At 74.0% G+C, this 23,358-nt stretch carries 17 protein-coding genes and 1 pseudogene; 11 read left to right on the forward strand and 7 right to left on the reverse strand.

Annotation, left to right across the window (positions count from 1 at the left end; genetic code table 11):
- The coding region (locus IE330_RS30985) for a TerD family protein (protein ID WP_190139504.1) at positions 1 to 597 on the reverse strand (597 nt) is incomplete at its 3' end.
- 311 nt (positions 598 to 908) lie between these two features.
- Between IE330_RS30985 and IE330_RS30990 the strand changes: the two genes are divergently transcribed.
- Complete coding sequence (locus IE330_RS30990) at positions 909 to 1,370, forward strand: DUF6643 family protein (RefSeq protein WP_190139489.1); 462 nt, start codon at positions 909 to 911, stop codon at positions 1,368 to 1,370.
- A gap of 783 nt (positions 1,371 to 2,153) precedes the next feature.
- Positions 2,154 to 2,417, forward strand: coding sequence for a hypothetical protein (locus IE330_RS40095; RefSeq protein WP_373314767.1), 264 nt, complete (start codon positions 2,154 to 2,156; stop codon positions 2,415 to 2,417).
- A gap of 268 nt (positions 2,418 to 2,685) precedes the next feature.
- On the opposite strand, the gene IE330_RS31000 is transcribed toward IE330_RS40095, so the two are convergent.
- The 5 genes from IE330_RS31000 to IE330_RS31020 all read right to left on the reverse strand — a co-directional run bounded on the left by IE330_RS31000 (position 2,686) and on the right by IE330_RS31020 (position 7,687).
- Positions 2,686 to 2,874, reverse strand: coding sequence for a hypothetical protein (locus tag IE330_RS31000; RefSeq protein WP_190139490.1), 189 nt, complete (start codon positions 2,872 to 2,874; stop codon positions 2,686 to 2,688).
- A gap of 376 nt (positions 2,875 to 3,250) precedes the next feature.
- Positions 3,251 to 5,251, reverse strand: coding sequence for a HEAT repeat domain-containing protein (locus tag IE330_RS31005; protein ID WP_190139491.1), 2,001 nt, complete (start codon positions 5,249 to 5,251; stop codon positions 3,251 to 3,253).
- Positions 5,252 to 5,932 (reverse strand): DUF7019 family protein, encoded by a 681-nt coding sequence (locus tag IE330_RS31010; protein WP_190139492.1) that lies wholly within the window; start codon positions 5,930 to 5,932, stop codon positions 5,252 to 5,254.
- Positions 5,929 to 6,114 (reverse strand): DUF397 domain-containing protein, encoded by a 186-nt coding sequence (locus tag IE330_RS31015; protein WP_190139493.1) that lies wholly within the window; start codon positions 6,112 to 6,114, stop codon positions 5,929 to 5,931. The genes IE330_RS31010 and IE330_RS31015 overlap by 4 nt, the downstream gene beginning before the upstream one ends.
- A 598-nt stretch (positions 6,115 to 6,712) precedes the next feature.
- A complete protein-coding gene (locus tag IE330_RS31020; RefSeq protein WP_190139494.1) occupies positions 6,713 to 7,687 on the reverse strand; it encodes a helix-turn-helix transcriptional regulator in 975 nt (324 codons plus the stop codon).
- Between the two features lie 310 nt (positions 7,688 to 7,997).
- Between IE330_RS31020 and IE330_RS31025 the strand changes: the two genes are divergently transcribed.
- The 9 genes from IE330_RS31025 to IE330_RS31065 all read left to right on the forward strand — a co-directional run bounded on the left by IE330_RS31025 (position 7,998) and on the right by IE330_RS31065 (position 21,794).
- The gene (locus IE330_RS31025; protein WP_190139495.1) at positions 7,998 to 8,192 is read left to right on the forward strand and encodes a hypothetical protein; all 195 of its coding nucleotides are present in this window, start codon (positions 7,998 to 8,000) and stop codon (positions 8,190 to 8,192) included.
- Between the two features lie 220 nt (positions 8,193 to 8,412).
- Positions 8,413 to 11,634 (forward strand): lantibiotic dehydratase, encoded by a 3,222-nt coding sequence (locus IE330_RS31030; RefSeq protein ID WP_190139496.1) that lies wholly within the window; start codon positions 8,413 to 8,415, stop codon positions 11,632 to 11,634.
- Between the two features lie 23 nt (positions 11,635 to 11,657).
- Entirely contained in the window at positions 11,658 to 13,073 is a 1,416-nt protein-coding gene (locus IE330_RS31035; RefSeq protein WP_190139497.1) for a lanthionine synthetase C family protein, read from the forward strand.
- A gap of 13 nt (positions 13,074 to 13,086) precedes the next feature.
- Complete coding sequence (locus IE330_RS31040; protein ID WP_190139498.1) at positions 13,087 to 14,055, forward strand: thiopeptide-type bacteriocin biosynthesis protein; 969 nt, start codon at positions 13,087 to 13,089, stop codon at positions 14,053 to 14,055.
- The gene (locus IE330_RS31045; protein WP_190139499.1) at positions 14,052 to 15,815 is read left to right on the forward strand and encodes an ABC transporter ATP-binding protein; all 1,764 of its coding nucleotides are present in this window, start codon (positions 14,052 to 14,054) and stop codon (positions 15,813 to 15,815) included. The genes IE330_RS31040 and IE330_RS31045 overlap by 4 nt, the downstream gene beginning before the upstream one ends.
- An 81-nt stretch (positions 15,816 to 15,896) precedes the next feature.
- Positions 15,897 to 16,523 carry a GNAT family N-acetyltransferase gene (locus IE330_RS31050; protein WP_190139500.1) on the forward strand — a complete coding sequence of 209 codons (627 nt, stop codon included), beginning with the start codon at positions 15,897 to 15,899 and terminating at the stop codon, positions 16,521 to 16,523.
- Positions 16,524 to 16,951: 428 nt separating this feature from the next.
- A complete protein-coding gene (locus tag IE330_RS31055; RefSeq protein WP_229926055.1) occupies positions 16,952 to 18,412 on the forward strand; it encodes a glycosyltransferase family 39 protein in 1,461 nt (486 codons plus the stop codon).
- Positions 18,413 to 18,653: 241 nt separating this feature from the next.
- Positions 18,654 to 19,259, forward strand: a complete 606-nt coding sequence (locus IE330_RS31060) for an Rv1733c family protein (protein WP_190139502.1) — start codon at positions 18,654 to 18,656, stop codon at positions 19,257 to 19,259.
- A 132-nt stretch (positions 19,260 to 19,391) separates the two neighbouring features.
- The gene (locus IE330_RS31065; protein ID WP_190139503.1) at positions 19,392 to 21,794 is read left to right on the forward strand and encodes a right-handed parallel beta-helix repeat-containing protein; all 2,403 of its coding nucleotides are present in this window, start codon (positions 19,392 to 19,394) and stop codon (positions 21,792 to 21,794) included.
- On the opposite strand, the pseudogene IE330_RS31070 reads toward IE330_RS31065, so the two are convergent.
- Positions 21,754 to 23,358 (reverse strand): annotated as a pseudogene (locus tag IE330_RS31070) (hypothetical protein); the annotation flags it as partial. The gene IE330_RS31065 and the pseudogene IE330_RS31070 overlap by 41 nt on opposite strands.

Here is a 23,358-nt window from a genome sequence, read left to right on the forward strand (position 1 = left end):
CGGCGCGGGCGGTGCGGGCGCGTCGGCGGGCAGCGGCGCGGGAGCCGCGGACGGCGCCGGGGCCGCCGCCTGCTGGGGCTCGTCCACGGTGATGCCGTAGTCCGTCGCCAGGCCCTCCAGGCCGCTGCTGTAGCCCTGGCCGACCGCGCGGAACTTCCAGGCGCCCTGGCGCCGGTAGAGCTCGCCGAGGACGAACGCCGTCTCCACGCCCGCGTCCGTGCTGTCGTAGCGGGCGATCTCGGCGCCGTTCGCGGCGTCGAGGACCCGGATGTGCAGGCCGGGCACCTTCCCGAAGGAGCCGCCGTCCGCCGAGGCGGCGAGCACGACCCTCTCCACGGCGGGCTCCACGCGCGCGAGGTCGACGACGAGCGTGTCCGTCACCGAGCCGCCCGCGGTCCGCTTGCCCTCGTGGCGCACGGCGCCCGAGGCGTGCGTCGCCTGGTTGTAGAAGACGAAGTCCGCGTCCGAGCGCACCTTCCCGGACGCGCCGAGCAGCAGCGCGGACACGTCGGCGTCCGGCACGCCGGGACCGGAACTCCAGCCCAGTTCGACCCGTACGGCAGCCGCCTGCACGGGTACGTTCGAACCTTTGGCCATAGACATGTCTGCCCCCATCACCAGTGCCGGGCCCGGCAGGACCGCCGTTCCGTTCCCGCCCAACCTATTACCTGGCCCGGGCGGCGGCGCACGGGCCGTCCCGGGAGCGTCCGGCGCCGCCCCTCCCGGTCAACCCCCGGTCGACCGCGGGTAACCCTGGGAACGGTGTCTTTTACAGGATTCGTACGCAGTCGCGCGACCGATTTTTCCCGGGTTCGCTCGCTTTGCGGCTCAGGGAGCACGGGCGACACGCCGAACAACCCGCTTATCGGTCTCCCCAACCAGCACATCAAGGGCTTAACTTATGGAGCATGACCTCCCCCCGCTCCACCTATGGCGGCGGTTACTACTCCGCGCCGTCCTTCCCGGACACTCCGATCTACGACTCGTTGGTCGCCGAGCGGGGCACCCCGCAGATCGCCCCGATCCGGGTGAACCCCTCGCCCTACGACTCGGGCAGTAACCTTCCCGCGCTGCCGTCCGCGCTGCCCGCCCTGCCGTCGGCCCCCTCGGCACCGTCGGGCCCCGCGATGTCCGCTCCCCCGAACCCCGGGTACGGCTACCCGCCCGCCGCGCAGCCCGCGTCGCTGCAGCAGGCGCCCGCGCCGTACATCCCGCAGCAGGCCGGACCGCCCCGCGGCTACCCGGGCCCGCAGCCGCAGCGGCCCATGGGGAACACCACCGGGTACGAGGCGATGCGCCCCGCAGCGCCCCGCCCGGCGCCCGCGCCCTACGAGGACCCGCGCAACGGTCAGCAGTACCGCGGGTACTGACGGGGTCTCCGCGGAGAAGCCCTGCGAGCTGCGCCTGCCCAGGGCTTCTCCCGCGCCGCCCGTGCACATCGCGTGCACATGACGAAGACCGCGACAGCACTCAGCCGTGTCGGCGCCGCCCCCTCCGCTCAGCCCCAGACACCAGGGCGGCTGCCGGAAGGCCGGGCGGCGTCGGCATGCCGTACGGCTCCTCGAACGAAGCGGAGCGTTTCCCGTCCACTTCCCACACCGGACAGCCGTAGGTGTCCAGCGTCTCCGACAGGTGCATGCCTCATGCGCGCCTGAACCTTGCGCGGCGATCGGCCGCGCCGGCTCGCGAGGCGAGTGGGGGCCTCACCGCAGACGGCGTCGTCGGCCCGCAGACCTGGTCGGCACTGCGCGCGCTGTGAGAAGCACGGTGCCGGCTCGCAGCCGGCACTGACGGCGGTGGCGTTCGTAGGCCTCGCGTTCCTCCGCGATGGCCGGCTCCACCAGAGCTGCGGCCGCGCCGCGTCGACTCGCCGACGTCCCCCTTCTCGTCGCCGGCGTTGCGCTCGGCCGCGGCCGCGGCCCACGCGTCGAAGCCGCTGATCGCATCACGGCGGCGGCAGCGCGGGACCCCGAGAGCGACACAGCCGTCTCGGGGTTCGATGACCGGACCCCGGCACGGCAAGGAGTTCAGTCCGGCCAGGCCCGCCTCCTGGCCCGAGCCGTCCGTGGTCACGGTGAACGACACAGCCCGCCACGGCAAGCCGAGGCCCGCGCCTGCGACCGGCTGCACCCCCGGCTGCAGCAGCGGTCCGCGTGGATGTCCACGACAGCGAGCTGCCCGTCATCGAGGGCACGTTGATCCGCCTCAACGTCGATCACCTGCCCGGCGACCGCGACGCTCCACCGGTCTGGCTATGGTCCTCGGCCATCGGCGCCACCCCGGACGACGTCAACCTCGTCTGGTCCTGTCACCTGCGCAGATTCGACCTGGAGCACACCTTCCGCCTGTTGAAACAGTCCCTCGGCTGGACGCGGCCCCGGCTTCGCGATCCGAAGGCAGCGGACCGATGGACCTGACTGGTGATCGTCGCGTACACCCAGCTCCGCCTCGCCGCGCCGCTCACAGTCGACCGGCACAAGCCCTGGGAGAAGACCACGCGTCCCGGCGAGAAGCTGACGCCGACTCGCGTCCGGCGCGGGTTCCGACACATCCGTCCGCACCTCGCGTCTCCGGCCCGTGCACCGAAACCCAGCCGACCCGACCCCGGACGCCCGCCTGGCGCCAGACACCGGCACCCCACCACCCGCTGCAAAGTCGGCAGCACTTTCAAACGCCCCGCGACCCTCACCGAACGTGACCGTCGAGGACAAGGAACAAGCTGAAGGACGTCGTCGTACGCGCCCACAGCGCCTCCAGGGCGACGGCGGCCGTCTCCACGTCCACGCGGCTGATGGGCCAGGCGCCGGACTGCACCGCGCGGGCGGCGTCCCGTACGGCGTCCTTGAACCTTTCGGGCATGGTCAGCGTGCTCATGCCGGGACCCGACCGGGGCACCGCGGCTCTACGGCCGGGCGGACGCTTCGGCGCCGTACTCCTGGTCCTCGCCGTCTCCAGGGCGGGTGGTCAGTGTCTGGCTCGGCGCCCGATCGGCAGAAGTAGCCCGGTTCCTGCTTTTGCTGGCGGAATTGCCTGGTTCCCCGCGCCCTAACCGGCTTGACTCGGACGTGGCAGGCCAGGTGCGCACGTCGGCGTCCCCGTGCGGGCGTAGCGCACCTGGCCTGCCATTTCGGCTTCGGCAGACGGCCTGGCGCTCTCTGTCCGGCGGGGAGTCAACGGCTCGTTCCACGCCCACTGCGCGTCAGCTAACGGCACACCCGGGCCAATGATCAGATGATCTGAACGAAACGGCTCAGGGTCCAAACCGGATCCCGCGCGCTGCGGCGACGGCGTCCAGGGCGCCGACGTGCCAGGGGTAGAAGTGCTTCGTCCCGTAGCAGAACGCCAGCACGTGTTCGTGCGCCTCTTCGGTGCCGATCCGTAACAGGGCCTGTACGGCGGGCTCGTGGGCGCCGAACCAGGAGTTGGGGCCCAGGAGGGCTGTCAGGGGAGTGAGGTCCCGCGCCGAGCCGCGTTCGACGAGCGCGAGGGACGCCGCCTCCCGGGCCGGGGTCGATCTGGACAACCGGCACTCACCGGAGGTCGCGTACGTCGTCCCGTCACTCCGCTCCGGCGGCGCCGTGGCGAGTCCGAGCAGCGCCCCGGTCGCCTCCGCCCCGGGGTGGGCGGCGAGCGCCTCGACGAGCCGGTGACCCACGTCCTCGGGCAGGCCGTCCGCGCCGGCGGCGAGCCGGACGAGGACCGGCAGCGCCGGACCGCCGATCTCCCGCAGCGCCCGCACGGCGGCACGCGCAAGGTCCGGCTCGGCGCCGGGCGCCACGAACTCTTCGAGCGCGCGGGTGGCGTCCGGTACCGGGAACGCGCCCAGGGCCACGACCGCCCGTCTCCGCACCGCCTCGTGCGGCGAGCGCGCGCAGGCGAGCACCGCCGGCAGCGTGTCCGGCTCACCGAGCGAGCCGAGGGCTTGTACGGCGTGTGCCCGCAGGGTGCCGGGCTGCTCCTCGTCCGTGGCCAGGGCCGCGAGGAGCGGGGCGGCGGCCGCGTGCCGCAGGGCGCCGAGCGCGTCGGCGGCGGACGCGCGTACCCCGGCCGGAGTCGTGTCGTCCGCCAGGGCCGCATGGAGCACCGGGGCCGCGTCCGTGCGTCCGGCGAGGCCCAGCACGCGCGCCGCGCCCCGCCGTCGGGCGACGGATCCACCGGGGTGCGTGAACAGGTCCATGAGCTCGGGCAGTACCGGCTCCGGCAGCGCGGCCATGAGGTCCGCCACCGTGTCGCCGATGTGCGCGTCGTCCAGCGCCGCCACCAGCGCACCGGCCGCCGAGGCCCCCACGGACGCGGCGAGCGCCCCGGCCGCGGCCCGCCGCACGGCCGGTGCCGCCGCCGCGCGCAGGAGGTGCGCGAGCAGGGCGTGGTGTTCGCCGTGGTCCGCAACGGCGAACAGCCCGGGCTCCGCCGCGATGTGGGCGCAGACCGCCGCCACGGCGTGCGGCGGGCAGTCGGGGCCGCCCTGCTCCGCCGCGCCGCGCAGCACGTCCCACAGGTGGGCCCGGCCGTCCTCGGTCCTGGCGAGCAGGGCCGTCGCGAGGCGTGCCGTGTCGGGGTCCGGGTCGCGCTGGGAGGTGTGGAGGAGTTGCTCGACGGCCGGGTAGCGGTGCGGCGGCGGCCACCCGCCGGCGGGCAGCGCGTGCAGCGCCTTCAGCGCGGCGCGGCGCAGGTGCGTGTCCGATGCCGGGGAGTGCGCCAGGACGAGCAGGGCGGAAGCGGCCCGCGGGTCCCCGATCGCGCCGAGTGTGCGCACGACGCGTACCGCGAGATCGGGCAGGTACTCCCACAGCGTGGCCAGGAGGGGCCTCACGGCCTCCGGGGCCCGCAGCGTGGCAAGGGCGTCGAGCACCCGCACCGTCCAGTACCCCCGGCCGGACGGCAACCGCTCGCACAGGTCCACGAGACCGCGGACGACCTGCGGTCCACCGATGGCCAGCAGGGCTTCGCAGGCCACCTCGTCCAGTTGAAGGCGGTTGTGGTCCGACTCGGCCAGGGTACGCAGCAACAGAGGCACGGCCGACTTCACGCGCAGCCTGGCCAGGGACTTGAGAGCCTGCCAGTGCAGTCCACGCGTGAGGCAGAGGTGCAGTGTCTCGACGACTTCCGGGGTGCGGACCGCGCTGCCCAGCATCGCGGTGGCGTACACGGCGGCGACATGGTCCTCGGACCCCGTGGCCCGGCACAGCCCCGCCACGTCGCCCTGCATGCGCATGCGCATCACGTCGCAGATGGACGCCGCCCGCTCCACTCAGGCCCCCTCGCCCTCGTGCACCTGGTCCGACATCGCCACGTACAGCGGTGTCCCGACGACGATCGTCAGCTCCTCGCCGTCCTGCCGCGTCACGGTGGAGCGCATCAACTGCCGCGCCAGGAAATCGCAGTACACCGGCGGCACCGTCAGCGCCTCGGCCGCGTGCAGCACGTCGTGGGCCACCCCTTCCCGGCTCGGCATCCGGCCGCCGAGCGAGCGCACGTTGAACTGTCTCTCCCACTCCGCAGGGGCGTCCTGGAGCAGCCGGAAGAGCGACGGCAGTCCCGAGAAGCCGATCCGGCCCATCTCCGGCGGCGCCTCGTAGCCCACCAGGTGGTGGGCGGAGCCGATGAGGGCGACCACGGTGTCGCCGTCGCGGCCCGTCATCAGCGTCGGCTGGTTCACCTGGCCGTATCCGGCGATGCGCAGCGCAAGGTCGCCCCGGAACCAGGCGGTGGGCTCCGTCATCCAGCCCACGTCGAACTCCCGCTCCAGGTACGACTCGACGATGTCCAGCCGCTCGTACGCGCTCGCTTCGGCACGCGGCGACTGTACGGCCAGGCTGAGAACCTTGAGGTCGACCTTCGCCTCGACGGCGAGACGCTTGAGCAGCTTGGGCGGGATCTGCCCGTACAGCATGTCCACCTTGGCGGTGGAGAGGTAGACGTAGTACCTCATGTGCCGCTCACCCGCCGGGCTTTGGGGAAAGCCAGGAAGGCGGCCCAGGTGGCGGGGGCGGCGGTGCAGTGCGCTCCGCGTGGGTTCGTGGAGTCCCTGACAAGCCACCGGCCGGACCGCACCGCGCGGGCGGCGTCCCGCGCGGCGGCCTCGAACCTCTCGGGCATGGTCGGCGTGGTCATGCCGTGACCCTAGCCGGGCGCCGACCGTCTGGGCAGGCCCGCCCGGCATCGATCGGGGATCTCCGGCTCGTTGGCGACCCGGCCGTCCAACAGCCAGGCACATGTGGCGCGGTTGGGCCTGATCGGCCCCGGGCCTCTCGCGGGGATGCATGGCGGCGGCCCGGACGTTTCGGGACGAGGCGTACGGGACCTCGCTGCGACTGAGCGGTATGTCCGGTCCTGCGGTACTCGCGGGTGGACGCGGGCCGGTTCAGCCTCGACGAGTTCGCTCTGCCGGCCCGCCCACCGCGACCTGCTGGCCGCCGCCCCGAACACCACAACGGTCACCGAGACCGCCACCCGCTGGGGCCTCACCCACCCCGGACGCTTCGCCGCCCTTGACCGCGCCGCTTACCGCACCACCCTCTCCTTTCGCTCTGGGCCCCAGCCTCCACCGCGGCGGTCGCCGAAGTGAACGCCGAGCTCGCCGGAGCCCGGAGCGGATGGAGCAGCCGCGTCGCCGCCCCCCGAATTCGGCTGGGCCAGTTGGCCGCGGCCGCCGCGCCCTGCCGCGACGCCTTGTCACGCGGTCAGGCGGCAGCCCGGCGAGGCGGCGCGCTTACTCGAGGTGTCCCGACTTGGCCAGGAGGTAGGCCAGTTGAGCCCTGCTGCGGCTCCCGTACGCCTCCGCGGCTCTCTTGACGTGGTTGGCCACGGTACGGGTGCTCATGCTGAGGCGGCTGGCGATGGCCGCGTCGGTGTGGCCCTCGACCATCAGCCGCAGCACCATGCGGCGCTTCTCGTCGGTCAGCGGCGCGGGCCGCGTGTCGGGCGTGCCGAAGGTGACCGGAACGGCCAGGTGCCAGGCGTGGTCGAAGACGTCGGCCAGGAAACCGACTACCCCAGCGTGCTCGACTATCAGGGCGTTGTGGTGGTGGCCGCCCTTGTAGCGCCCCTCGGGGATGAGGGCCACGGAGCGGTCGAAGAGCAGCACCCGGCCGAACACTTCGTAGTGCGTACGGAACTCGCCGCCCAGGGCGTGGACCTGCTCCATGTAGTCGAGCGTCGGTCCGTGTGAGCGCGCCGAGTGCTGGTAGAGGGTGCGCTGCCGGACTCCCCGTTCCAGCATGGTGCGCGAGCGCGGCAGGGCTTCCGCGAGCGCGCGTGGGGGGCGGGGGCCGGGGTGGGAGGACTGGAACTCACTTTGGCAGGACTCGGTCAGCTTCCAGAGCGTCGCCTCGATCACCTCCAGCCCCTCCAGCAACCGCACCGGTGCCACCGCCTGCTGTTGTTCTTCCCGGTACAGCGCCTCCACCAGGGAGAAGGCGGCACGCAGGTCGAGGAGGCGCTGCTGCTGCGCCCGCACCGCCCGCTCGATCGGAAGAGCCAGATGGTGGGCCGCGACGTCGGGCGGCACGGGCAGGAAAACGTCCGGTTCGCCGTCCTGCGGACGCAGGAGTCCCAACCGGAGCAGGCACTCCGGTATGTCGCCCGACGCCGAGCCGTGCGTGATGGCCGCGCGGTAGACCGCTGTTCCCGTCTCGCACACCGACATCTCGCCGTTCTGGGTGCCCTCGTCCGGAATCTGACACATATTTCCCCCTGCAACTTTGTGCACTGCTAGATCCTGAAGCCGGTCGGCAGGTCGCGGCAAGCCAGATGCGACGCATGCTGACTCCAAGCGCACCGCCACAACGGAACGCGGCCGCTCCGGGATTCGCGCCGCACGCGGGAATTCCGCGCGCCGCCGACCTGTCGGGAACGTATTTTGAATTGTTTGTTGACGGGTCGGCGGGCGCGATCTAGATTCACCGGTCAAGCGGCGAGGGAAAGGGAATGAAGCCTTTCTCTCATTCCACCGTCGTGCATCACCATGAGAAAGCGAGAAAATTATGACCACTGCCATGCTGCTCGAGGACGCGCCGAGCCTGGACCTCTCCGACTTCGATCTGGAGATCCAGCTCACCGGCACGGGCGACGTGAACTCGCCGCTGGCCCCGGAAGCGGGCTTCACCAACATCACCTGCCCGGAAGGTCCGATACTCACCTCCGGCCACTTCGCGGTCAACAACATGATGGGCCCCATTTGTTGCTCCTGACCCCTGGGGCCTCTTCTCCGGCGACTGCTTTCCGGCGCCTGCTTTCCGGAATTGTTTTCCGGGCGCCGCCGCCCGGGCCCTGACCCAGAGCTCTGAAGCTGTCTGACCGGAGTCGGCAGAGTCTTCACCCGCCTCGCTCCTGGGGTGAAGACTCTGCCGGCCACAACGGAATTCATTCCATCGCGGGGAATGCGGCTGAACATGAAGGTCTGTGAATTCGATGAAGGACAGTGAATTCGAGGCGGCGAGCCCGCTCCTCCTGCGGTTGGCGGCCCGGCCACGGGATCACGCCCTGCCCGTCCCTCCGCACGGCCACGGACGGCAATTGCCCCAGGGGACCGGCCTGCCTCGCGACGCCGTCCCGGCCGGCAACACCGAGCTGCCCAGCGACGCCGACCTCGTGGCCGCCATCCGGGGCATGATGCGCCACGACGATCTGCGCGAGGCCGTGGAGGTCTCCAGCGCCTCGCTCATGGCCATGGTGGAGAAGGTCGAGTCCGGCGCCCCCGTACCGCGCAAGAGACTGCTGAGCAGCGCCGTCTCGCTCACGCGCTACGCCCTGCGCAGCGCCGGCCGGCCGACACCGTTCGGCCTCCAGGCGGGGGTGGCGCCCGCCGCGACGGGCACCCGGAGCCGGTTCGCGTGGTCGGGTGAGCACCGGAAGGCCACCCGGGTGGACGCGGGCTGGTTCACCGACATGGTCATGCGGCACCTCGACCTGCCGGCGGTCCGCCACCGGATGGAGGTCGTCACCAACGACCTGTGCACCGAGCGGGGCGACCGCCTCGTCCTGCCCTACGTCACCGCGGCCGCCCGGGCGGGCGGCTCCGCGGCGGCAGCGGCGGGCCAGGAAGTGTCCCTGCGGCGTACGCCCGTGCTGCGGTGGGCCCTGGACACCGCCCGGCGCCCCGTGACGTACGCCGCCCTCTTGGACGCGGCCGGCCACGAGTTCCCTGCCGTACCGGCAACCACCCTCGACGACCTGCTCCTGCGCCTCGTCCGGTGCGAGGTGCTCCTGACCGAACTGTCCACCGCGACCGTGGACGAGGCACTGCTCGACAGGACTCTCGATCTCCTCTCCGCGGTCCCCGAGGACCGGGCGGCGTTCACGGAGGTCCGCGAGGCCCTGGCCGCGTACGCCGACGAGCCGGTGGGCTCCGGCGGGAAGGAGTGGCAGCGCGCGGTCACCGCCGCCCGGCGCGTCCAGGAGAGCCCGCACCCCGTCGCCCAGGTCGACCTGCGGGTGGGAGCGGACGTCACCCTTCCGGACACGGTCCTGCGGGAGGCGGAGCGCTGCGCCACGGCGCTGTGGCGGATGTCGCCGGACGACGGCCGCCACCCGGAGATGCGCGCCTATTACGAGGCGTTCGTCGAGCGATACGGGGAAGGCGGCGCCGCGCGCCTGCCCGAACTCGTCGACCCCCACCGCGGTCTCGGGTTCCCGGCCGGCTACCGCAACCCGCGCGCCGCCCGCAACGGCCGCCTGCTCCTCCAGGCCAACGCGGTCAAGGAGCACGGCGACCCCCGCCGCCAGGCGGTCATGGCCGACCTCATCCAGCAGGGCATCCTGCGCCCGGACCGCGAGGTCGTCCTGGACGAGGAAGCTGTCCGCCGGCTGAGCACCGGCACCGGCACCGGCACCGGCACACCGCCGCCGCCCTCGCTCGAACTCTGCCTGACCCTGCTGGCCGACTCCGTCGAGAACCTCGACAGCGGCGACTTCCGGCTGCTCGTCTCCCCCATGCTGGGGTCCACGACCGCGGGGGCGTCGATGGGCCGGTTCGCCGAACTGGCGGGCATCGTCGACGAGGTCGGCCGCCTCATGCCGCACACCCGGGACGGCGACGGCGTCACCGCGCACCTCACCTTCCGCCCCCGTTCTGCCCGCAGCCTCAACGTCAGCCAGGTCCCGCTCCTGGCGCCGTACGCGCTCCCGGTCGGTCACTTCCCGCGCGGTACCGGCCCCGCCCTCGACTGGCGGGAACTCCTCGTGACGGCCGACGAGGAGCGCCTGCGCCTGGTGTGCGGGCGGACCGGCCGCGAGGTGCACCCCGTCGTCCCGCACAAGCTCAACCTGCACGACCAGGCCCCGAACGTGGCCCGGCTGCTCAACGACCTGCGCCACACCGGACGGATGAAGAAGCTCCAGTTGTGGGACTGGGCCGGTTACGGCGCCTCGCCCTGGCTGCCCCGGGTGCGGATGGGGCGCGTGGTCCTCTCCCCGCTCACCTGGAACCCGGGACCCGAACTCCGCGACAGCGCCGCCGCCCGCCCCGGCTGGGACGACGCCCTCGACCACTGGCGTCGTCGGTACGCCGTCCCCGACCGGGTCTGCGTCACCCGCGCCGACCAGGTCTACGAACTCGACCTGCGCGACGGCTTCCAGCGCGAGATGTTCCGCCGCGACCTCGGCAAAGGCCAGGTCACCGTGGTGGAGAGCCCACGCGACCTCGGTTCGTACGGCTGGTGCGGCGACCGCGCCAACGAAGTCGTCGTACCGCTCATCGGTACGCCCGGGCCGCGCGCCGGCACCCGCGCGGGCCGGGAGAGGCACCGCTCGGCCTACCGCGGCAGCCGTCCCGTCGTCAGCACGGCACCCATGCACTCGCCGGGCGGCGACTGGCAGTACGCGCAGCTCCTGGCCGCTCCGGAGGCACACGACCACCTCATCGGCGCGCTCGACCCGTTGGTGCGCCGGATCGCCCCCGCACTCGACCAGTGGTTCTTCTCCCGGTACTACGCCCCCGAGCCGCAGGTGCGCCTGCGGCTGCGCCCCGCCTCGCCGCAGGAGGGCGCACGGGTCCGTGCCCTGCTCTGCGACCACCTCGAACGACTGCGCGGGGACGGCCTGCTGCGCCAGTTCGCCCTGACCGCGTACGAGCCCGAGACGGCGCGCTACGGCGGAGCCACCGCCCTCGCCGCGGCCGAGCCGGTCTTCTGCCTCGACAGCCGGCTCGCCCTCACCCAGCTCACCCTGCTGACCGCCGGCCGCAGCCCGCTGACCCGGGCGCAACTGATCGTCGCCAACCATGCGCTGCTGCTCGAATCACTGGGCCCCTGGGCGTGGTTGCGCTGGGCCGGGGCCGCCTTCCCGCGCAGCACCGACGGCACGGTCACGCGTCAGGAGATCCAGGAGGCCTCGCGCCTGGTCGTGCCCGGGGAGACGGCGGACCGCCTCGGGCACGCCCTGGGGCTGCGCCGACTCCGTGAAACCTGGCAGGGCTCCGGTGTCGTGGCCCGGCTCGGCGACCGGCTCCAGGCCCTGTGCGACGGCGCCGCGGGCACGCGGCGCCGGGACGTGGCCGTGCTGTCCCTGCTCCACATGCAGCACAACCGGCTGGTCGGAGGGGACCTCGCGAGCGAGGCCAAGGCAGGTGTCCTGCTGGGCCATGTCGCTCGCGCCCGTCTCGACGACGGACAGGGAACGAGGCCGTCCCGGTGAACCCGACGGAATCGAGGAGCGCGGTGCGCCAGGTGAACCCGACGGACGCGACGAGCGCGGTGCGCCCGTATCCGGCCGACGTGACGAACGCGGTGAGCCCGGAGCCTTCGACCGGCCCGCGCGCGGCGGCAGCCACCCCCCGCCACCGCGACGCCGCACGGGAGTTGGCCGCCCGCCTCACCGAGCGGTTGCTCGACCCCGCCGAGGTGGCCGCCCGGGCCGGAGTCCCCGGGGCACCCGCGTCGGCCCCCCTCGCCTGGAACCCGGTCTCCCTGGGACGGGGGCACGCCGGGATCTCCGTCCTGTGCAGCAGCCGCGCGGCCGAGCACCCCGGCCACGCCGTCGCGGCGCACCGTCACCTCGGCCGCGCCGCCGACCTGCTGCGCCGGACCCGGCGTCCCAGCTACGGCGTGATCGGCGACGTGACCGGCCTCGCCTTCGCGATGGACATGGCGCGCCGGGCGACCGGTGGCTACCAGGGCGCCCTGGCGTCCCTGGACCAGGCGGTGTCGCAGCACGCCCTCCGCCTGTGCCGGCTGATCGAGGAGCAGCCGATCGGGGGGATGGCACGGTACGACGCCGTCGAGGGACTGGCCGGCATCGGCCGCCACCTGCTGCTGCGCGGCGAAGCCCTGCGTGCTCCGCTGACCGACGTGCTGACGACGCTCGTGCGCATGGCCGGACGAACGGTGCCGACGCCCGCGGGCCCCCTGCCCGGCCTGTGGTGCGACGGGCCGCCCTCGGCCACCGCCCGCGTCCCGTCCGACGTCGCCGCCCACGGGCACCTCAACCTCGGCCTCGCGCACGGCATCAGCGGCCCCCTCGCCCTGCTGTCCCTGGCCCGCCGCCAAGGCGTGGCCGTGGACGGCCAGTACCTGGCGGCCCGCACCGTCGTCGCCGCGCTGCGCGGCGCCGCGTACACCGATGAGTACGGCCCGGGCTGGGCGGACTACGCCTCCCGCGAGCAGTGGCGCCGGGGCACACCCGTGCCGGCTCCCCGGCGGGCCGCCTGGTGCTACGCGGCGCCGGGCATCGCGCGGGCACTTCAGCTCGCGGGCGACGCGTTCGGCGAACCGTCCTGGACCGCGCTCGCCGAGGACGCGGTGCGCGCCGTGGTGCGGGCGCCGATCGCGCAGTGGCGGCTGCGGGACGAGGGCCTGTGCCACGGCGTGGCGGGCGCGCTGGCCCTGCTGCGCCACTTCGCCGACGGTCCCGTGGGGGGCTTGGTGGCACCGGCGCGGGACGCCCTCGTGGAGCGTCTGCTGGCCGCCTTCGACCCCGAGCGGCCCTTCGGGTACGCCGTCCCGGTGCGGGGCTCCGACACCGGCGGGGACTACCCCGGCCTCCTGGAGGGCGCCGCCGGCATCGCCCTGGCCCTGAACGACTACGCGGACCGGGAGCCGTCCCTGCCGTGGGACGCCGCCCTGCTGGTGGCATGAGAGAGGTGGAGCGTTGATCAAGGACGAGGCATGGGAGCTCCGGCGCGGCACCGACGCGCTGCCCGCCTTCCTGCGCCGGGTCGCCGACGGACTGGAACGCGGTGCGGCCGACGAGGATCCCCGCTTCACGCGACGGGCCGGGCTGTTCCTCGACGGCGGCTGCGCGGCGGTCGCGGCCCACGACGAGGTGCGCTGGCTGGAGTACCGGCTGACGGGGCGCGCTGCCCTGGACGGCCTGTACGCCGGGCTCGCCCGCTTCGCCCAGGACCGCCTGGACGCGCGGGCCGCCGAGGACTTCTTCTTCGTACGCAAGGAGCACACCCTGCGCGTGCGGTTGCGGTGTGCGCCGGGTGCGCGGGACGAGGTCGACGCGTCGGCCGTGGCGGAGTGGGAACGGCTGTGCCGGCAGGGCGCCGCCACCGGCTGGGAGCGCGCGTTCTACGAACCCGAGGCGTACCTCTTCGGCGGCGAACGGTCCATGGACAGCGTCCACCGCGTCTTCACGGCGGACTCGCTGTTCTGGGCGCGTCACCACGCCTCGCCGCCCTCCGGGGCCCGTCCGTGGGTCGTGTCGCTGCTGATGATCCGGGCGCTGTTCGACGCCATGGGCATCGTCGGCTGGGAGGACCGGCACGTGTGGGACGTCCTGCGGCGGCAGGCCGGGCGCACGTTCGGCGCCACCCCGCCGGACGACTGGCGGCGCGTCGCGGACGGCGTACGTGACGCGTGGTCGGACGCGGGCAGGCTCTCCGGCCTGGTCGACGACCGCACACGCGGCCGCGTCGAGGAGTTCGGGGCCGCGCTGTCCGGAGCCTGCCGGCGCTGGCACGAGGAGTACTTCGGCACCCGCGAAGCCGTCGTGGGGCCACGCCGGGCCGTCGCCTTCCTCATCGTCTTCCACTGGAACCGGGCCGGGCTTCCGATGCCCTGGCAGGCGGCGATCGCCGAGGCGCTGTTCGCCCGGACGGGGGTGCGGCGGTGACCGCGGCCCCGGCGCCGGCCGTCCCGTGGCGCCGCGTCGCAGGGCTGTTCGCCGCCTACCGCCGCAGCCTGGGACTGCTCGCGCTGCTCCTCGCCGTCGACGCACTGGTGTCGATCACGTGGCCGTTCCTCCTCAAGGGCATCCTGGACGTCGCGCTGCCGCAGCAGCGTCCGGGGCTGCTCACCGCGCTGGCGCTCGGCATGGTGGCGGTGGCGGTCGTCACCAACGCGCTGGACGCCTGGCAGACCCTGATCTCCACCCGGGTGGGACAAGGCGTGCTGCACGACCTGCGCACCGGTGTCTACGCCCGGTTGCAGGGCATGTCGTTGCGCTTCTTCACCCACCGGTCCGCGGGCGAGACCCAGTCCCGGATCATGAACGACGTGGGCGGCATGCAGTCCACGGTGACGTCGGCCGCGACCGCCCTGGTCTCGCACCTCACCAGCGTCCTCGCGATCTCGGCGTCCATGCTGGTCCTCGACTGGCGCCTGGCGCTCATGTGCCTGCCCCTGCTCGCGCTGTTCGCGTGGATCAGCGACCGCGTCGGCAAGGAGCGCCTGGACATGACGCGGGGCAAGCAGCGGCGGCTCACGTCCCTGGCCGGGATGGTCGGCGACTCCCTGTCCGTGAGCGGAGTCATCCTCAGCCGCACCATGGGCGGGGGGCCCACGCTGACGGCCAGGTTCCGCGACGCGTCGGCCGGCCTCGCAGCGGCGGAGGTGCGCACGGCGGTGGCGGGGCGGTGGCGGCTCTCCCTCATCGGCATGGTCATGGCCGCCGTCCCCGCCCTGCTGTACTGGATCGCCGGCGTCCTGCTGGACGGGACCGACTCGGCGTCCCTGGGCACCCTGGTGGCGTTCGTCGCCCTGCAACAGGCGCTGCTGTGGCCCGCTGTCGGGCTGCTCACCACCGGCGTCCAGATCCAGGCGTCCCTGGCGCTGTTCGAGCGCGTCTTCGGCTACCTGGACCTCGACACCGACATCGCCGAAGCGCCCGCGCCGGTGGAACTGGCCGCGCCCCGTGGAGACGTCCGCTTCGAGCGGGTGACGTTCTCGTACGGTGAGACGGCCGGACGCCCGGCCCTCGCGGACGTGGACCTCGTCATCCCGGCGGGCACGCACGTGGCGGTCGTCGGGGAGACCGGTTCGGGGAAGACCACCCTCGGGTACCTGCTGCCCCGGCTGTACGACGCGAGCACGGGCCGCGTCCTCATCGACGGCGTGGACGTGCGCGACCTCTCCCTCGCGTCACTGTCCCGGACCGTGGGCGTGGTCTCCCAGGAGTCCTACTTCTTCAACGCCTCCATATGGGACAACCTCCGCTTCGCGAAGGAGGACGCCACCGCCGACGACATCCTGCGCGCGACGAGGATCGCGCGCGTGCACGACACCATCGCCGGCCTGCCGGACGGCTACGACACCGTGCTGGGCGAGCGCGGGTACCGCTTCTCCGGCGGCGAGCGGCAGCGGCTCGCCCTGGCGAGAACACTGCTCCGCGATCCGGCCGTCCTCGTCCTCGACGAGGCCACGAGCGCGCTGGACCCGCACACCGAGCACGAGATCCAGACCGCTCTGGCCGAGGCCACCGCCGGGCTGACCCGCGTCAGCATCACCCACCGCCTGTCGACCGTCCGGGACGCCCACATGATCGTGGTCCTGGACCGGGGCCGCGTCGTGGAACAAGGCACGCACGAACACCTCCTGGCGGCGGGCGGCAGGTACGCGCGCCTGGTGGAACACGATCTGACGCCCACGCCCTGACAGACCTGCCCCACGCGATCCCCTGCTGATCGAACCTGTCAGGTCATCCACTCAAGGAAGCCGAAGGGACACGGAACAGCCATGGAACCCGCGCACCTCGTCACCGACCGTCTCGACATAGGGACGCTGGCCGAATCCGACGTCGACGCGTTCGTCGAGGCATGGCAGGACCCGCTGATACGTCGCTGGACCAATGTGCCGAGCCCCGGCACGCGCGCCCAAGCCGCGCACTTCGTCAACCACTTCTGCCCGGAGGGCTGGCGCGAGGACACGCACTACCTCTTCGCCGTACGGGTCCGCGCGACCGGGCAGATCGTCGGTCCCATGGGCTTCTTCGGCATGAGCTGGGTCGGCCGCTCCGAGCGCATCGCCACCATGGGGTGCTGGACCCTCGCGGCGCAGCGGGGCCGGGGGTACACCGCCGAAGCGATCCGCGCCATCGCCCGCTGGGGCTTCACCGAACTGCGCCTGGACCGCATCGAAAGCATCGGCGAGGTCAGCAACGAGGCCTCACTCGCGTGCGCGGTGAAGGTCGGCTTCACCCACGAGGGCACCCTGCGCTCGCGCCTCATCCAGGACGGCACCCGCCGCGACGCGTGGATGGCCTCCCTGCTGCCGCACGACCTGGGCCTGGAGCCCTCGATGCCCTACATCAGCGAGCCCGCCGGCCACCTCGGCGGCGACGTGTCCGGCAGTCGGCTTCGCTGACCGGTACGTGTACCCGACCTTCCCCGTGCCCTCACCGGTGCGTGCAAAGGCGCCGACGGCATCGGTGCCCACCGCGTGCATGCGTCGGCCACCGCCGGTGCTCGGGTGCGGGCTCGAGGAGTGATCGAGCAGCCCGTTCCGGGCACCCTGACCCCTGGTCTGACACCGCGAGCGGCGGAACGCGCCGCCACGGCACCGGCGCGCGCCCGCACGGCACCCAAGGACTACGCCCAGCGGCCGGAGCCAGGCTCGCGGTAGTCCCTGAGAAGGATCTCGCGACGTCCTCATCGCAGGTGACGACCTTGATCACCGGGCTGCCTACGGTGGGAGAAGTGAGGGAGCGCCGGTCCCGCCGGCGCTCCCTCACCTTCCTCCCTCACACCTCACGTGCCTCGTGCGCGTACCTCATGCCGCTCCGGAGATCCGTCGTGCCCAAGAACGCCCTCGGCGCCGCCGGACCGGCGGTGCTGGCCCTCGTCCTCGGTCTGTGGGGCATCACCCGCGAGGACAGCATGTGGCGCGACGAGGCCGCGACCTGGATGGCCGCGGGCCGCTCCCCCGCCGGCCTCCGGCACCTGCTGGACCACGCCGACGTCGTCCACGGCTGTTACTACCTGCTGATGCACGGCCTGTTCGAGGTCTTCGGGCCCGGGCTCGTGACCCTGCGGCTGCCGTCCGTGCTCGCGACGGCCTGCGCCGCCGCCGCGACCGCCGCGACCGGCCGCAGGCTGGCCGGACCGTGGGCGGGGCTCCTGGCCGGTACGGCGTTCGTCCTCATGCCCAGCACCCAGCGCTACGCGCAGGAAGGGCGCTCGTACGCCTTGGTGGTGGCCGCGGTGGCGGTGGCCACGTGGCTGCTGGTGACCCTCGCGCAGGACCGCCCGGCAGCGCGCGCGGCCACCTGGCGCTGGGTGGGGTACGCCGGGGCCATGCTGGTGGCGGCCCTGCTCAACTGGTTCTCCCTGCTGGCGCTCCTGGCACACGCCGTGACGGTCCTGCGGGCCGGGCGGCTCGGCGCGGGCCGCCTCCCGCGCCACTGGGCGACGGCCGCCGCCGTGGTCGTGACCGGGGCGCTGCCGCTCGTCCTGGTCAGCCGTGCGCAGGCGCGGCAAGTGGCCTGGATACCCCCGCTCACCTGGGCGACGGCGCCGGCGCCGCTGTGCCTGCTGGGCACGGGGCTGCTGTGCGGCCTGCTCCTGAGGCGACGGCCGGGAGCCCCCGCGCGGACGGCGGCCCCGGCGGTGTCGGTGGTCTGGGCCGGGCTGCCCCTGCTCGCCGTCCCTGTGCTCGCCCTGCTGGCGGCCTCGCTCATCAAGCCGCTCTACATCGACCGGTACGTCCTGTACGCCAATGTCGGGCTCGGGCTGCTCCTGGGGGCCGCGCTCGCGGTGGTCGTCCGCTCCTGGCGCCCCTTCACGGCGCTCTTCCTGGCCGCCTCCGCCGCGCTGCTGCCCCTTCACCTCGGTCTGCGTACGCCGCAGAGCCGCGTCGACGACGTCCTCGCCCCCGCCGACGCGGTGGCCCGTGTGTCCCGGGCCGGGGACGGGGTGCTGTTCATCCCCTCCCTGCGCCGCGACACCGCGGAGGTGTCCCCCCAGCTCTTCGCGGGACTCGACGACGTGGCCCTGGTCCGCAGCCCGGCCGACTCCGGGACGCTGCGGGGGGTGGAGGCCGCCCCCGCGCGCATCCGCGAGGCCATGCTGGCCGAACGCCGCATCCTGGTCGTCGGGGACCCCGAGGACCACCCCGGCGGGCCGGGCGACGCCACCAAGCGGCGCGTCCTCGCCGCCTTCTTCGTCCGGTGCGCGGACGCGGAGACGCGGGGCCGCCGCGTGCAGGTCTACGAGCGCGGTACGAGTTGCTCCAGCACGCCGGCGCGCCGCCTCTGAGCGACGCCGGGCGGCCGCCTGCGACCGCGGCCCGCTCAAGACCGCGGTGGGGCTCTCCGGGTCCCGCCCCTGTAGCGAACGCGGCCCCCTGGCGTGGCGCCTTGACCGCCCGCACCATCCGTATCGGTGAACGCGCCGAAGATCCCCGAATGAAGGCGACGGGCGCGGGGAACCCGAGAGCGGGGCAAGGCCGTTCGCGGTGGGAGCCGTGGGAGACGGCCGCGGAAGGGGGTGCAGGACCGTGCGAGCGATCGCCGGACTCTGGCGCTGGCGCCGCAATCCACTGCGCCGCGGGACGGATCTCGCCGAGGCCTGGGTGGCGCTCGTCGCCCTCGTCCTCATCGCCGTCGTGGCCCCCGTGGCCGGCGCGGTGACGGGCAGCCTGACCAACGACGCGCTGCTGCGCTCGGTCGAGGAGCAGCGCGCGGCCCGCCACACCGTGACCGCCACCGTCCTGCACGGGCTCGAACGGCCGCCGCTGGACCCGGACCCGGAGACCTCCGCCTCGCGGGACGCGCACCGCCGCGTGCTCGCCGCCTGGACCGGCCCGGACGGGTCGGAGCACAAGGGCGCGGTGGTCTCCGACCTCGACGAGCCCCGCTCGGGCGACCGGTTCACGCTCTGGACCGACGGCGCAGGACGGGTCGTCGGCCGCCCCCTGGACCCGGCCACCGCGACGACGCACGCCGCCCTCGCCGGATTCGGCGCCTGTCTCGCGGCCGCCGGCCTCGTCGAGGGCGCCCGGCGCCTGCTCCTGTGGCGCATCGTCCAGCGCCGCTACGCCCGCTGGGACCGGGCCTGGGAGCAGGCGGGCCCGGACTGGGGAAAGACCGGCACCGGCGCCTGAGCTGGTGAGAGCCTGCCCATCGGGTCAACTCCGCCGCGCCGCGCGCGCTACGGTGGACCGGGCGAACTCTTCGGCCTCCTTGCGCGCGGGCGCGAGGTACCGCGAACGTCGAGGTGGGGGCAGAGCAACTCCATGGCACAGGGCACGGTCCAGGTGACGCACACCGGTACGTCGCGGTGGCGGCGCCGCACGGGCGAGTACCCGTCGCTGGCCGCCGCCCTGGAGGCCGCGGGCGACGGCGACGTCCTGACGGTGTCCCCCGGGACGTACCGCGAGAACCTCGTCGTCCGGCGGGCGGTGACGCTGCGCGGACCCGAGGGCGCCCCCGGCGCCGCGCGCATCGCGCCGGTCGACGGCGTGCCGCTGACGGTGCGGGCCTCGGCCGTGGTCCTGGACCTGCACATCGAGGGGCAGGACGCGGCCGCGCCCGCGCTGCTCGTCGAGGACGGCGCGCCGGAGCTCGCCGACGTCCGGGTGCGGACGCGCTCGGCGGCGGGGATCGAGGTGCGCGGCGGTGCCCGGCCGACCCTGCGCCGCTGCACGGTGGACAACGCGGGCGGCGTGGGCATCGCCGTACTCGACGGCGGGGGCGGCGTCTTCGAGGACTGCGAGGTCGTCGCCGCGGGCCAGTCCGGGGTCGCGGTCCGCGGCGGCGGGCACCCGCGCCTGGAGCGCTGCCGGGTGCACCACACGTCGGGCGCGGGCCTGTCGGTGACCGGCGAGCACAGCGGCCTGGAGGCCGTGGGCTGCGAGGTGTACGAGGTCAAGGGCGCGGGCGTGCAGATCACCGCCCGGGCCACGGGGCATCTGACGGACTGCCAGGTGCACCGCACCACGACCGACGGCGTCACGCTCGACACGGACGCCGTCCTCACCCTCGCCGACTGCCGCATCCACGACATCCCGGAGAACGCCGTCGACCTGCGGTCGCGTTCGGTGCTCACGCTGACGCGCTCCACGGTGCGCGAGTTCGGCCGCAACGGCCTGTCGGTGTGGGACCCGGGCACCCGTGTCGACGCCAACCAGTGCGAGATCCACGACAGCACCGGCGACTACCCGGCGGTGTGGGTCAGCGACGGCGCGACGGCCGTCCTGGAGTCGTGCCGGGTGCACGACGTGCCGGACGCGCTGTTCGTCCTGGACCGCGGCTCGCGCGTCGACGTCATAGACAGTGATCTGACGCAGGTGCGCAACACGGCCGTGTCGGTGAGCGACGGCGCGACCGCGCAGTTGGACGACGTGCGCATCCGGGAGGCCGCCACCGGCGCCTGGTTCCGCGACCACGGCAGCGGCGGCGTCCTCGCCAACTGCACGGTGGACGGCACGCAGACGGGCGTGATCGTCACCAAGGGCGCCGACCCCGCCGTCGAGCGGTGCACGGTCACCTCCCCCGCGGAGGCGGGCTTCTACGTCTCGGCGGGCGCCCGCGGCAGCTTCCAGCGCTGCACGGTCGTCGGCAGCGGCGGCTACGGCTTCCACGTCATCGACGGCTGCCGTACGACGCTGAAGCGGTGCCGCACGGAGCGGTGCGCGCGCGGCGGTTACGAGTTCGCGGAGGACGGCCCGCTCGTCGAGGACTGCACCAGCGACGAGAGCGGGAGCACCCGGACCCCCGGTCCCGCCCCTGCCGTGCAGACGGCCACGCAGTCCGCGGGGCTGCTCGGCGCGGTGCCCGGGCCGCGCGAAACGGAGCGGGCGCCGGCCCCGGCCCCCGTACCGCCCGCGCGGACGTCGAAGGACGTGCTCGGCGAGCTGGACGCGCTGGTGGGCCTGGAGAGCGTCAAGCGCGAGGTCCGGGCGCTCACCGACATGATCGAGGTGGGGCGGCGCCGCCAGGAGGCGGGCCTGAAGGCCGCCTCGGTCCGCCGCCACCTGGTGTTCACGGGCTCCCCCGGCACCGGCAAGACGACCGTGGCCCGGCTCTACGGCGAGATCCTGGCCTCGCTGGGCGTCCTGGAGCGCGGCCACCTCGTCGAGGTGTCCCGCGTGGACCTGGTGGGCGAGCACATCGGCTCCACGGCGATCCGCACCCAGGAGGCCTTCGACAAGGCCCGCGGCGGCGTGCTGTTCATCGACGAGGCGTACGCGCTCTCGCCGGAGGACTCCGGGCGCGACTTCGGCCGCGAGGCGATCGACACGCTGGTGAAGCTGATGGAGGACCACCGGGAGGCGGTCGTGGTGATCGTCGCGGGATACACGGAGGAGATGAACCGCTTCCTGTCCGTCAACCCCGGTGTCGCCTCCCGGTTCTCGCGCACCATCACCTTCGGGGACTACGACGCCGAGGAACTGCTCCGCATCGTCGAGCAGCAGGCGGAGGAGCACGAGTACACGCTCGGCACGGGCACCGCCGAGGCGCTCCTGAAGTACTTCGCGGCGCTGCCGAAGGGGCCGGCGTTCGGCAACGGCCGCACCGCGCGGCAGACGTTCGAGGCGATGGTCGAGCGGCACGCCGGCCGGGTCGCCCAGCTCGCCGCGCCGAGCACGGACGACCTCACCCTGCTGTATCCGGAGGACCTTCCGGAGCTTCCGTAGGCGGAGCTTCCCTGGGCGGAGCTTCCCGAGGCGGGGCTGCCGCAGGCGGCGCCGCCGGGCGGGGCACGGCGGGCCTGAGCCGGGCGAGCAGCCGCGCGCGCTCCTCGGCGAAGGCGGGGTCGGCCTGGTAGTCGCCGTGGCCGAGGATGGGCGCGGGCAGCGGGTGGTCGGGGGTGCGGCCGTAGGCCAGCGGGTCCTGGAGCTCGGCGCGGTCGACCTGCGGCCCGCAGTCGCCGTGCAGCCGTACGGGCCCGCCGATGGGGTCGGTGGCCCGGTAGAGGTTGCGCCAGCAGTCGACCTCGCGGTGCAGGGAGCTGAGCGCGGCGGGCCCGAAGTGCGCGGGGAACCAGCGGCCGTACAGGCGCTCCAGCGGCGAGCCGTAGGTGAGCAGCGCCACGCGCTTGCGGACCGACGGCAGCAGTTGCCAGGCCGCCGCGGCGGCGAGGACGCTGCCCTGCGAGTGGCCGGACAGGACGAGGCGGCCGCCGGTGGCGCGGGTCCAGGTGTGCATGCGCCAGGTCAGGTCGGGCACGGCGCGCTCGGCGTAGCAGGGCGGCGCGAAGGGGTGGGCGGCGCGCGGCCAGAACGTGCCGACGTCCCACAGGATGCCGATGGTGCGGCGGGCGGACGCGTCGCGGTAGGCGCGCCGGCCCCAGGTGACGAAGAGCAGGAAGCCGAGGCCGATCAGCCAGGAGCCGAGCGCCTGCGCGGTCTGCGCCGCGCCCGCGACGAACGCGGGCTGGTCCCGCGCGGTCTCGCCGGGCACCTCGCCGCCGGCCCAGGCGCCGACGAGCGGCCCGGCGCCGAGGAGCAGGGTGGCGGCCGAGGTGACGCCGACGATGACGGGGGCGCGGTCGGTGAGCGCCGCGCTCGCGCGCCTGCGGGCGATGCGGCGGGTGCGGGCGGTGTCGGGCCGCTCGACGCCGTACTCGCGCGGCACCGCGGCCAGCTCGTGGCGCAGGTGGCGCGCGGTGCGCACGGCGAGCCAGCCGCACAGGACGACGACGACCACGAGCAGCGGCGGGATGGCGGAGGCCTGCCAGGTGAGCAGCGCCGGCGGGCCGTCGATCGTGCCGCCCCTGCCGTCGAGCCAGTCGGCGACGCGCTGGGAGCCGCCGCCGGACATCACGCCGCCGAGGGCGCAGGCCAGCATCGCCGCGGCGGGGCCGCCGAGGCCGCGCATGGCGGCGCGCGCGTCGGGCGACCCGCGGTGGATGACGGCGGCGACGGCCGCGAGGAGGAGGACGAGGAGTCCTTGGGCCAGCGCGATGCCGCCGAAGGTGGTGTTGCCCGGCAGCCGTCCGGTGGAGGTCCAGACGGGCCGCGACCACCCGGCGTACAGGACGGCGAGCAGCAGCAGGGCGAGGGCGGCGAGCGGCAGTCCGCGCACCAGGGCGCGGTCGAGGTGCTGGTCGACGCGGCGCTCGCAGCGGCCCCGGCGGCACACCACCCACACCACGCCCGCCCCGCCCGCCGCGAGGGCCGTCAGGAGGGTCCAGCCGAGGGCGTCCAGGAGCGGGGGGCCGCCGGGGCGGCGGTCGTGGCGGGCGGCGGCCTCGCCCCG

It is taken from the genome of Streptomyces longispororuber (genome assembly GCF_014656095.1).
Taxonomy (GTDB): domain Bacteria; phylum Actinomycetota; class Actinomycetes; order Streptomycetales; family Streptomycetaceae; genus Streptomyces; species Streptomyces longispororuber.